Origin of the sequence: Siminovitchia terrae (assembly GCF_003605405.2) — a bacterium.
In the GTDB taxonomy this organism is placed as follows: domain Bacteria; phylum Bacillota; class Bacilli; order Bacillales; family Bacillaceae_C; genus Siminovitchia; species Siminovitchia terrae.
Genome location: NZ_QYTW02000033.1, coordinates 49,874 through 61,936, shown reverse-complemented (window position 1 = coordinate 61,936; position 12,063 = coordinate 49,874). Strand labels below are relative to the sequence as shown.

At 41.0% G+C, this 12,063-nt stretch carries 9 protein-coding genes; 1 reads left to right on the top strand and 8 read right to left on the bottom strand.

What is annotated here, in order from left to right; all coding sequences use genetic code 11:
• Window positions 1-259: 259 nt before the first annotated feature.
• The 7 genes from D5F11_RS22560 to pdxR form a co-directional block, all read right to left on the bottom strand.
• Window positions 260-1,822 (bottom strand): hydantoinase/oxoprolinase N-terminal domain-containing protein, encoded by a 1,563-nt coding sequence (locus D5F11_RS22560; RefSeq protein WP_120118393.1) that lies wholly within the window; start codon window positions 1,820-1,822, stop codon window positions 260-262.
• Entirely contained in the window at window positions 1,822-2,916 is a 1,095-nt protein-coding gene (locus D5F11_RS22555; protein WP_120118392.1) for an S-methyl thiohydantoin desulfurase family protein, read from the bottom strand. The genes D5F11_RS22560 and D5F11_RS22555 overlap by 1 nt, the downstream gene beginning before the upstream one ends.
• A 91-nt stretch (window positions 2,917-3,007) precedes the next feature.
• Window positions 3,008-4,336, bottom strand: coding sequence for a purine-cytosine permease family protein (locus tag D5F11_RS22550; RefSeq protein ID WP_185830864.1), 1,329 nt, complete (start codon window positions 4,334-4,336; stop codon window positions 3,008-3,010).
• 21 nt (window positions 4,337-4,357) lie between these two features.
• A complete protein-coding gene (locus D5F11_RS22545; RefSeq protein WP_120118391.1) occupies window positions 4,358-5,164 on the bottom strand; it encodes a nitrilase-related carbon-nitrogen hydrolase in 807 nt (268 codons plus the stop codon).
• 16 nt (window positions 5,165-5,180) lie between these two features.
• Window positions 5,181-6,128, bottom strand: a complete 948-nt coding sequence (locus D5F11_RS22540; RefSeq protein ID WP_120118390.1) for a DUF1177 domain-containing protein — start codon at window positions 6,126-6,128, stop codon at window positions 5,181-5,183.
• A gap of 282 nt (window positions 6,129-6,410) precedes the next feature.
• Window positions 6,411-8,003: a PucR family transcriptional regulator gene (locus D5F11_RS22535; RefSeq protein ID WP_185830863.1), complete on the bottom strand. Its 1,593-nt coding sequence runs from the start codon at window positions 8,001-8,003 to the stop codon at window positions 6,411-6,413.
• A 152-nt stretch (window positions 8,004-8,155) separates the two neighbouring features.
• Complete coding sequence (gene pdxR, locus D5F11_RS22530) at window positions 8,156-9,535, bottom strand: MocR-like pyridoxine biosynthesis transcription factor PdxR (protein WP_120118388.1); 1,380 nt, start codon at window positions 9,533-9,535, stop codon at window positions 8,156-8,158.
• A 192-nt stretch (window positions 9,536-9,727) separates the two neighbouring features.
• Here pdxR and D5F11_RS22525 point away from each other — a divergent pair, with 192 nt between their 5' ends.
• Window positions 9,728-10,342, top strand: a complete 615-nt coding sequence (locus tag D5F11_RS22525) for an FMN-binding negative transcriptional regulator (protein ID WP_120118387.1) — start codon at window positions 9,728-9,730, stop codon at window positions 10,340-10,342.
• 153 nt (window positions 10,343-10,495) lie between these two features.
• Here D5F11_RS22525 and D5F11_RS22520 read toward each other — a convergent pair whose 3' ends face one another.
• A complete protein-coding gene (locus tag D5F11_RS22520; protein ID WP_120118386.1) occupies window positions 10,496-12,055 on the bottom strand; it encodes an ABC transporter substrate-binding protein in 1,560 nt (519 codons plus the stop codon).
• Window positions 12,056-12,063: the final 8 nt, after the last annotated feature.

Below are 12,063 nucleotides of genomic sequence, written 5' to 3'. Positions count from 1 at the left end.
TTAAAATACCTTGAGTAAAGTGTACTTACACACTTTATTTGACAAACCCATATAACATCAACAATTAATATAGCCATATCACTATTTGCTTTATCTTTTAATCTTTTTTGTATTAAGGTTCGCTGTAGTTTATTTCTTTGTGTCATCTTCTCAACCTTTTAAAAAATTAAATAGACCCATTTCAGATCCACGAGAGATTTTTTCAAAAATAGTAGCACAAACCATGATTTTGGCCTGTGCTACTAATGATTGTATATAGCTACCTTGCCAGTTCCCCTGCTGCCTTCACTCTGACACGCGTCGCATTTCCAGGCAGATAGGCAAGTGGAACATCCTCAATATCCACAATGTCGCATGTATTGGGATCAGCTCCTGCCTCAACGGCTTCATTGACCGCCATTTGTTTTGCCAGCTCCAGAGTTTTTTCCCGGCCAAGCTCATCTAAAGAGAACACTCTTTCGACTTGACCGCTTACTTGAGCAATGGCGGAACCAATCGCGTTGGCAACCCCATGGTTTTTCGGACGAATGACTTCTGAGGCTCCTTCCAATGTTGCGGGTACAAGTATACTTCCACCGCCGACCAAAATGACTGGAACAGGATCCGCACTGGTTTTCATACGGTCCACTGCTAATTCCACCATGGAAGTCATTTCTTCGTAAATGCTTTCCAGTAATGCCTGATCCAAGTGACGGACCTTTTCCGAATCTCCAATTTCGGCTTTACCAAGAGCCACGACGACATCAGTGGTCGTCAACGTATCGCCGCCGAAAACGAGGGCCTTCTCCGTTAAGCGGTAACCAACGCTGTCCGGACCAATCGTAAATTCTCCATTCTCTTGAATTCGGACAATCGTTCCTCCACCCAGTCCGACAGAAACCAAATCCGGCATACGGAAGTTCGTGCGAGCACCTCCAATTTCAACGGCGAGAGACGATTCTCTAGGAAAAGAGCTCACAAGGACTCCGACGTCTGTAGTTGTTCCTCCCACATCGACAACAATCGCATTGTCATGACCGGATAAATAGGATGCACCGCGCAAACTGTTCGTCGGGCCACAGGCAACAGTTAGAATCGGATATTTTAATGCATAGTCCACAGACATAAGGGTCCCGTCATTTTGACCTAAAAATACACGGGCATCATGGATGCCTTCTTCCCTTAACGCATTGACAAACCCGTTAATCGTTGTTTTGGCTACATTCACGACCGAAGCATTTAAAATTGTCGCATTTTCCCGTTCAAGAAGGCCGACACTGCCGATCTCACATGAAAGCGAAACAGGTAGTTCTTCCCCTAATACTTCTTTGATAATTTCAGCCGCCCGTTCCTCATGGCTCCGTGAAACTGGCGAGAACACAGACGTGATGGCAACGGAATCAACCTGCCCCTTCATTTCTTCAGCAATGCGATACAGCTCTTGTTCATCAAGCGGCATAATTTCCCGTCCGTCAAATTCATGTCCGCCTTGCACAATATATACATATTTCCCCAGCTTTTCTCGTAAATCATCTGGCACTCCAATAAGCGGTTTGACCGCAAGCGTTGCGGGAGCGCCTAAACGAATAATCGCGATTGAATTTAATCTTTTCCTTTCGACAATAGCATTCGTTGCATGAGTGGTCCCAAGCATAGCATACTTAATGTCCGAAAGCGGAACATTAGAAGAATTGATGACTTCCTTCATCGCCTTGTAAATTCCCGAACTGACGTCCTCTGTTGTCGGTGTTTTCGTTTCTCCGATGACATTGAAATCCTCATCCAAAATAACGGCATCCGTATTCGTTCCGCCAACATCAATTCCAATTCGATAAATGCCCATTATTGTCCAGCTCCTTCTACCATTAACTTCTCAACGGGAACATAATCCACATCGTAACCGAAATAAGCTGGGCCGCATGTATCAATCCCTTTTTTCGTTCTCCATTTCGGATCACACGGTATACCAATGACAACACAGCGAGCTCCATATCTTAATCCTTCCGTAGTGATTGGAAGTCCAGTCTCCGCATCCAACACCGCAATTAAATCAGGTGTTACACATAACAAGCATTCTTTCGTTTGTGCGATCAAATGCTCATTTTGGAACCGAAGCTCAAGAGTTTCACCTTTATAATCCGCCAATCCTTCGATGGCAGCCATTCCTCGTGTAAAACCAGTCTCTGTTTTGCGGTTAATATCTGTTACTTTTCCCTGAAACAGTTCAAAGCCCTTTGTCAGTTCGAGCACTTTCTCAATTGGATCATAGCCTCCAGCTTTGGCAAGGCGTATAGAGCGGCCTATCTCTTCTTCCAGTTGTAAAATATTATGGATGCCGCTTTCCTTTAAATTTTTTCCTCTCATAGGATAAATGGCCATCATAACAGACCCGCCCATTTGAATCGTAGCGTTTCTTGCGATTCTTTCGGCCCATAAATTATCAATCGTATTCAGCAATGAGGCGTTTCCTTTTTCATCAGCAATGACCATAGGGGTTGCTGAAACTCCATCCAAATAAAAGGTAGTCATTTGTAATTCCGGAAAAGCTCGTCCCATTCCATCAACGTCTACGACTGGCAATTTCAGTGTAGCCGCGAGTGCCAAAGGAAGCATAGAATTAATGCCTCCGGCTTCTATCGGAATGGTAGCAACAATTTTTTCCCCAAGATAAGATTCAAGCGTTTTAAACGTTGCCAATGCCTCTGTACCGCTTGGAGCTTTTTCCACCATCACCGTTGGCGCTCCCATCATGCCCGTCGGCACAATTAAATCATCATCACCAATTTCGTCTATGGATAGAAGTTTAATCGGACCATTTTCTTCAACTGCCTGTAAAGCCATCAACTTTCCAATATGAGGGTCACCTCCCCCTCCAGTTCCAAGCAACGCTGCACCAACAGCAATATCCTCAATCTCTTCTTTTCCAATAAACCTCATATGTTGATCCCTCTTTTTCAGTTTTTTCAGACTCCCCTGGATAAAAGCCGTCTCATCCTAGTTAAAAGGATGGCCTGTCCAAATTCTCATATTATTGATAGGTTTTCACTTCACCATACGTTACTTTTTTACCACGATGGACAATCACACTTAGCAACCAGTATAGGAAGCCGCCTGCAACAAGTGAGTTGACAGAAGGTATCCCCCAGTGAACGGTCAAACCAATGATAATAGATGCAACCCAAGCGATCAGTGTGATTGGATTCCATGCCTCATACGTTTCCGGCAATACACCTTTTTCACGGGATTCTTTCAATTCTTTCGCATAGCGTTTGACAATAAAGTACTCCACAGTCATAATGCCTCCAACAGGCGGCAATGCTACACCCAGCAATACAAGGAAGCTTTCGAACGCTCCTAAAATGCCTAGTACAGAAAATAGCGTTCCAATCAGGCCGAGAATGATTGTAATGAGCGTCCGGTTTACTTGCTTCCCAAACCCTAGGTCAATCAAATTGACAACACCGAGAGAAGAAGAGTATAAGTTCCAGTCGTTGATTTTCAATGTGGCCGTAATTAATATGATCGTACCAATAATACCGCTCGTACCCATAACGATTGAAATGACATCGGATGTCTTTGCTGCATGGGCAAGAAGAACACCTACCAAACCAATAATATATTCACCGAAAGTAATCCCAATGACAGTTTGCTTAATCACGTCACCAACAGAACGGTTAAAACGGCTCATGTCAGGTGTAATGATTGCACCAGCGATAAATCCACCCGCAACCATACTCGCACCGACAGCCAGAGGAATTTCAGGGCCTGGCACCGGCAAAGCAATCAGCTCTCCGAATGAAAACTTTGTCAATACGTTGCTGATTGAATAAAAAACAACAAGTAAGAACAATGGAACTGTCACATATGCAGTAAATCCTAAGGACAAAATGCCAAACAATACAATAAGTGTCACAGACACCCCTGTAACAATCGACCAAAGCCAAACTGGACCGCCTACAATTTGATGGATTCCGTTGGCAAATACCTCGTTTTGAATTCCAAACCATCCGATCATAGAGATAGCGATCACTAGACTCAACAAGAAAGAACCCAGTTTTCCAAAGCCCGCCCATCTAACTAATAACGTGGTACTTAACCCCTCTCTCATACCGGCAATTCCCACAAAAATGGACACGACTTCCAAAATGACCGCTCCTAATGTAATAGCCCAAAAAGCAGTCCAAAAGTCCATCCCATAACCAAGTGCAGCACCAAGCAGAAATTGGGAGAGAGCAGAGATTTGACCGAATCGCATCGTAGCAATTCCAAACCAGTGCTTTCTCTCACTTCTTGGCACTCTGGATAATGCATAGTCATCGTACTTTTCTCCGATTGTCAATTCTTCTTCCTTTTTCACGCCTTTCTCCACCCTTCTTTTTTAGTTGTAAATATCAGGCTTTCTATCCCGCAAATAAGAAATTTGGGTTCTAAATGTATTGATTTCATCCAAATCAATTGTTACTACCTCCACAGCCTCCTCGCCTTCAGGAAGCTGCGCTATCACTTTCCCCCTTGGGTTACACACCTTGCTGCCGCCAAATAAATGCAAATCCCCTTCGTGCCCGAAACGGTTTACGCCGATAGTGAAAAAAATATTTTCCAATGCGCGTTGAGGGACATTTAATTCCCACATATCTTTATCTTGGACTCTCCATGCTGATGGCATAAACACAAACTCGGCTCCATTCAGGCATAAGGAGCGACAAGCTTCAGGAAAACCAATATCATAACAAATGGCGATTCCAAATTTTCCATATTTTGTGTCAAAAACTGGGTAATCCGAGCCTTCTTTAAAATACAGCCTTTCCTTCGCCCATAAATGTGTTTTGGCAAAGCTTCCAATCAAATTTCCTTCATCATCAAAAACGAGAGCTGAATTATATAAAATCCCTTCCAAATCCCGCTTTTCTCCAAAAGGAGCAATCACATACACTTTATTTTCCCGAGCTGCTTCCGCCATCTTTTCCACAGTATAGTCATAGAAATTAAGTGCCAATAAGCTTATATCATCTCCGAGCAGGTCAAAATTATAGCCTGTGGAAAAAAGCTCAGGAAGACAAACAATATTGGCTCCCTTTTCAGCCGCCAGCTTGATTTTCCCAGCTGCTTTTTTTACATTGAACTCAACGTCACCAAGCTTACTGTCAAACTGGATGATACCGATATTGACTCTTCTGTTGTTCACTTTTTTCAGGCTCCTTTCAACTTGTTCGAGATCCACCAAGGGTCTGCAGTTTTTTCATTGAACCATATAGTTCTTTCAGCTTTACAAACTCGTCCTTGTTATAAAATTCGCATTTTCCTCTCGTATATTCTTTGGCAACCTCGATGGCAAAACGAACTGCCTCAGCGATATCAACCTCGCGACTCGCTCCTGTTCCACATCCCGGCACTGCCGATTTAGCTGTTATGGCTACTCCGACCACCGGGACATCCGTCGCCACAGAGGGTTGTAAAATACTGTTTAAATGGTATAGTCCATTCCCGTAAGGAGTAATATCCTGCATTGTCACGCCAAAGGTTACCGGAAAATCCCCCGTCGTCATTTCCATGATTCGCAGAAGATCATCACTAAAACGCAATATATAACCTTCTTTTACAGTAGGAGAAATGGCTATTCCCAAATGGTTTATGATTTTATTTCCTTTAGTTGTATCAATCGATAGAATGGCTTCCATTTCCTCGAGTACTTCATGACGGTTCATCTCCATCATGTCAACGGGTGAGCCCATAAAATCAACCGGTTCATGCGGTTCAATCGGAGCATCAGGACAAATATGTGTCGTTACATACACATCCCCAGGAAGACGGTCCCCGTTCGAAGCCATATTCACAAGTTTGAATGCAGCAGTAATGGCAGCGATCGCACCATCCCCGTCAGAAACGGATCCAATCCTAGATGGACGGGCTCCAAGTCCCCCAAGTCTCCCAACAATCCCCATTGTTGGCGCTGATCCACCATCACTTTTTCCATTAGTTCCTTTGATTAAAATTTTGATAAAATCAGTCGAAGCCCCGGTCGCTCCAACAACGGTTTCAAAGGATGATTCACAATGCGGCAAACCTTTAAAAATATTGACAACCTTCTGCCCGTTTATATAAGCTTCATCCAGCAACTCCATCATTTCCATTGTATATTTCAAAGACATCAGACATCTTCATCCATCTAAATATTCTGTCTATTTATTTGTGTGCTATTTAAAAAAATTATAAATTTTATGGATTGTGCTGTATATGTCCAAAGTGGGAAAACATACACACATCTTCCTTCCCATCATGTGCACATAAGAAAAGCGAAAGGAGGGACATCCTGTCGCTTCGCTTGCACTAGTACTTCCTGTACGTCGCAGCTAGACATATAAAATCTTAATTCGAACAAAATATTTCATCTGACTTTATACTTTCTTTTCAAAAAAAAAGGATAAACAAGCCTATTGCTCGTTAACCCTTTTTATTTTAAGACAGAATTGCAATATAAATATATGGTTGGAGTTATCCAAATCCATGTTCAAAAGCGACTTTATTTTTAACAGCCGATTTGTCATCGTTCTCCGATGAATATATAATTTTTCAGCTGCCCTGGACGCATTTCCATTTTCTTGTAGATACATGATCAGCGTTTCCAGCAGCTCCGGATCCCCCTCGCTTTCAAGCGGTCCTAGTATTTGCTGAGCGTATTCCCTTGCTGAGGAATCCTGGCTTAATTTGATAAAAAATTCGTAAATGCCTAGTTGATAATAGGAATATATTTTATTGTCGGGATAATATTCACGACCGAAATCCATCATATTTGTAACGGCCTTCACTTTTGCATCCAATTCGTTAAAATGGTAGAAAACCGGGCTGATTCCTACATATATGTCAGGCACAGGGAAATGATCAGCAATGTTGGATACATCTTCTACTATCTCCTCCATCGACCTTAATTCCGAGAGAATCAGGAGAACATACATGTCTTCTTTTTCAAAAATAAAGGATTGCTCCACATTTGGTATCTGGTCTAGCAAGTCCAACCATTTTTTTTGAAGCATACAATCATAATCAACAACCCTGGAGGATCCTAAAGGGAGTTTTTGATTTTCCTTAAAATAAAGAATTACTTTTGCTTTTAGATTGGAATGGTTTGAAATAGCTCTTTTGAACTCATCCACTCGCGACATGCAATGCTTTTGCATTTCAACCAACTCAGACATGACTGTTTCGTAGAGTTTATGCTGAATCGCTTCAATAGATTTTTTACTCAATGAATTCATCAAGGTCTGGTTATGAAATGGCAAATGAATAAAAGCAAATATTTCCTGCCTTGTATAGAGCGGAATGATCAACCGGCTTAACTTCCCCGGCAAGTATATGTAGAAATGGTCATCCCTCAAGATACGATCTTTCCATCTTCTTAAGTTGTCTTGATACTCAGAATGAGTTGGCGGGGAAAAAACCATGCCCGTTTTTCTCCATGGATCACGATAAAACCGGCCACTTGAATATAAAAGAAGCCCTTGCACATCTTCTATATAAACAGATCCGCCATTCAGGGTCGCAGACAGATACTCCAACGCTTCCTCTACACTATTAAATATCATGTCCTTAAATGAATGAAGAGCATTGTTATCTGCAGAGGCATCTCCTTCCTGGCGCAGTAATCCATAAAGCGGTGTAAGCAGATCAATGTAAGCGACCCATTTGGGAATTGTAATGATTGGAAAATCATGTCTATCAGCCAACTCGATCAATTCATTTGGCAGTTTTTCAACAAATCTTCCGACTTTAATCACTATTCCAGCAGCTTTTTTTTCAATTAAACCCGAGATAATGTCCAACCACCTCTCCGGGTTATCCTTTACTGAGTAAAAATTAGTTATAACAAGCAGCCCTTCTGTAGCCCACTCCTCTACTTCAGGAACTTCCATCACTTCGATAAAGCGAACTTCTTGCTCTAAACCATGGTTTCCTGCTGATAAGCTGCCATCTAATGCTTGTGCAATTTCCAATACATCCCATACTTTCACCGCAATTCTCCTTTTCATTACTGTTTCCACCATTATACAAAATCTAAACAAAAGCCGTTTCATCTACACGACTGAAGTCACGAAGATTCTCGGTTGAATGATATACAAATCACTTTCGATCACAAGTTCATTCGATATCAATGGGGAGTAGCTGTTGGTTTTATTATTTATTATGTCCAGGCCACTTTTAAAACAGAAACCCCTTTTACGATGTCAGCTGTGGATAAATTGCTAAAGCCCAGCTTTAATAGGGGTTCGCTAGGATATTCGGCAATAAAATGAGGCAAGGTCGAGTAGATTTTAACACCTTGTTTTTGAGCCTGTTCTATCAACCAATTTTCTGATTTGCCGAGGTGAACTTGAATCAATAGGTACAGCCCCGATTGCTCACCAATAACAGTTATTTTATCTTCGAACGCCCTGCGGAGCTCTGATGCCATTAATTTCATTTTACGTTGGTAAATTAGCCGCATCCTTTTAATGTGACGAATCCATTCCCCCTCTTGCATCAATTTAGCCATTGTGAGTTGATGAAGTTTTGAAGCTGTATGTTGAAACATACCAAAGGTTTTTTTATATTGGCTTAATATAGGTTCAGGCAATACCATATAGCACATCCGAAGTCCAGGAAGAAAGGCTTTTGAGAAATTCCCAATATATAGGACCCTCGTTGCATCAATGGATGAGAGCGCCGGAAATGGCTTCTGCGTATATCGAAACTCACTATCATAATCATCTTCAATAATATAGCCGTCACGGTTGTTTGCCCATTGAATTAGTGCCTGCCTTTGTTGAATCGGCATCGTGACACCCAACGGACATTGATGCGATGGAGTAACGTAAATAAGTTTCGATTGTAGCTGGTCCAAATGTGAAAAGTCAGCACCACTTTTTTGAATTGGGAGGGTTTCAAGCTGGAACCTATGCAAGCGAAATACCTCACGGGCACCATCGTAACCTGGGTTTTCAACAATAATACTATTGTATTTCGGCTTTAATATATGACCAATATTAAGAAGCATCTGTTGAGTGTTGCTGCCAATAATGACAGCGTCCGAATTCGTCTCGACACCTCGTGATTGAAATAAATATCGGACAATCTCTAATCGAAGTAGCTCTTCTCCAAAAGGATCGCCATAAGTATAGCTTGCTGACATCGCTAATGTTTGATTAGCCATTTTTCTCCATATTTTCACTGGGAAATGTGAGGAATCCACTGCACCTGCTCGGAAGTCCACAAGTATTTCAGGTGAGGTTTGCGAAACCTCTTCCCTCATTTCTGTAAAGGGATTGTTTAACAGTAGAGGTTCTAAGTGATTAACGAAATACCCTCTTCTTCCTTCTCCACGAATATAGCCTTCTGCTACAAGTTGTTCATAGGCCGTAAGTGTTGTATTTCGACTCACTCCCAGTGATTCAGCCAGCCTCCTGATGGATGGCAGTTGTTCATTTGTCTGAATATCTCCTTGTTCAATATATAATTTTAACTTTTCATAGATTTGTTTATATTTAGGCCGCTTATCATTCAAAGCAAAAATAATTTCTTTCATTTTTCCCACTCCTTTGACATGTAAAAAAGATTAAAATTGTATCTTTTAACATGTCAGAACTTACATTACTATAGTATTGCAAAGGCAATGAATTTAACAAATAATCACTAAAAGTACAACTCAACAAAACGAATAAAAAATTTTTCTCCATATCCAAAAAACAAGCTATATCTTGATGAAAGGGGAATGGATATGTACATACCTAAACATTTCAAAATAACCGATAAAGCGGAGACATTCGAGGTAATGAGAAATCATAGCTTTGCAACACTGTTTTCCACGCACCAAGGTTTACCTTTTGCAACGCACCTGCCTTTAATATTGAGTGAAGATGGCAGTCATTTGTCAGGGCATTTCGCCCGACAGAATCCACAATGGACAGACATTGAAAATCAAACAGTATTGGCGGTATTCCAAGGTCCTCATAGCTATATTTCTCCATCTTGGTACGAAACAAATCAAACCGTTCCGACTTGGAATTACGTCGCAGTTCATGTATATGGTGAAATGAAGCTAATCGATAATGAAGAGGAGATAATGTCTGATTTTCGTCAAATGATAGATATATATGAATCAAAAGAGGGCCAGTATCAAATGGAAGATGTAGATCCCAAAATCATTTCCAACTTGAATAAGGGTGTTCAAGCGTTTAAAATCCATATTTCACATATAGAAGGAAAAGCAAAATTAAGTCAAAATCATTCATTTGAAAGACAAAATCGAGTTATTTCTCAGTTGTTTAAAGGGAGTAATGAAAATGACCAGCAGATTGCCAGGTTGATGAAAAAGAATCTGGACATTGATTAAAGAAAGTTAAATGGATTTCTCTGTAAAAAGATCTCTTATTGAATGGGGACCTTATAGATATTTTAGGAAATTTCCGCTGTTTTAAAAGAAAAACTGGCAAAACCCGTTTAGAGGTAAGCCAGTCTTTCTGTTTTAACAAATATAAGTCTTAGATTAGTCAGACTTTGTCGTGTTCCAAAAAACAGGACCCTGGAACCACTCAAAATTTTCCACGTTTGTGCGGGTAGCGGCAACCCTATCATAATTTCCAAATTTAACTGCCGGCAAGTAGTTCCAATATTCATTTTGCAGTTCTCCGAATATCTCTTTAGCCTCTTCATCGGAAGGAGCAACCATCAATTGATCCAACAATTGATCAATTTCCGGGCTATTTGACCAACCTGTATAATTAATTCTGGAGTCCAAAAAATTAATTTGGGTTGGATCAGTAACTGGTATGTTGCCCATTGTCAATAAATCATAAAAGTTATCATCTTCTCTGACTTCCATTAATGTCGCCCAGTCATATATCTGTAAATCAGTCTTAACCCCTATCTTTTTCAGGTTGTCCTGAATAACAACTGCAGTTTGATAATGGGATTCATACTCCCTGGTAGTTAATATTTTCAGTTCCTCTCCGTCATATCCAGCTTCTTTAAGCAACTTTTTAGCAGCTTCCGGGTCATATGCATCATATTTTTCTTTACCCTGTTGGCTATACCAGCTTACATATTCCTTCGATAATAATCCATGTTCTTGCGAAAAAAATTTTTCATCAGTGTATGCGGCCAGCATAACCTCTTTTTTATCAACTGCCAGGTTTAATGCTTGTCTAGCTTTTTCATTGGAAAATAACCCGTTACGCTTGTTAAATATAACCGTGCTGAAACCCTCCGGATGGACAATAGCTTCTAAGTTCCCGTCACTTTCAATTGTAGGCACATTATCGTAAGGGATTTGAAGTGCTATATCATACTCCCCTGTTTGTAAACCGGTGGTTCGCGTAGATGCATCAGGAACCATACGGAAAACCAATTTATCCACCATCGGGTCCTTTTTGCCAACCAACCCATCAGGTTCTTTTCGCGGCGATTGATAATCTCTGTTTTTAACCAGTTTAATAAATTGATCCTTTTTCCATTCTTCAAGCTTGAACGGGCCTGTTCCTATGTACTCCTTAACTCCTGCCTTTGGTGCATTTTCAATCACTTCTTTTGGCATAATTGCCGGGAAGTTAATGTTTGTAGCTAATATATATTTGGCTATTGTAAATGGCTTATCCATTTTTAAAACAACCGTATAATCATCTTCTTTTACAAATTCAGATTTTGAGAAATAGGTGTTCGCCTTGCCATTTAACTGTCTCCACCGCTCCATAGAGGCTACCACATCATCTGCCGTCATTTCTTTTCCGTTATGGAATTTAACGCCTTCTCTTAATTTAAAAGTAATGCTTCTAAGATCTTTACTGGACTCAAATGACTCTGCGAGCAATGGGGAAGCTTCGTTTCTTTCATTGAAGGCCAAAAGTGTTTCAAAAATGTTGCGCCCAATATCAGTTGTAGGTACCGCAACAGTCACATGCGGATCCAAGGTAGGCGGCTGTGCTGGATAGGCGACAGTCAGCGTGCCGCCTCCTTTACCACTATTTCCACTCTTGCCAGCATCTTCAGATGACGAAGCACAGCCAACCAACATAAGGACGATCAAAAAAGATATGAGTATTTTTTTCATGGACTTTC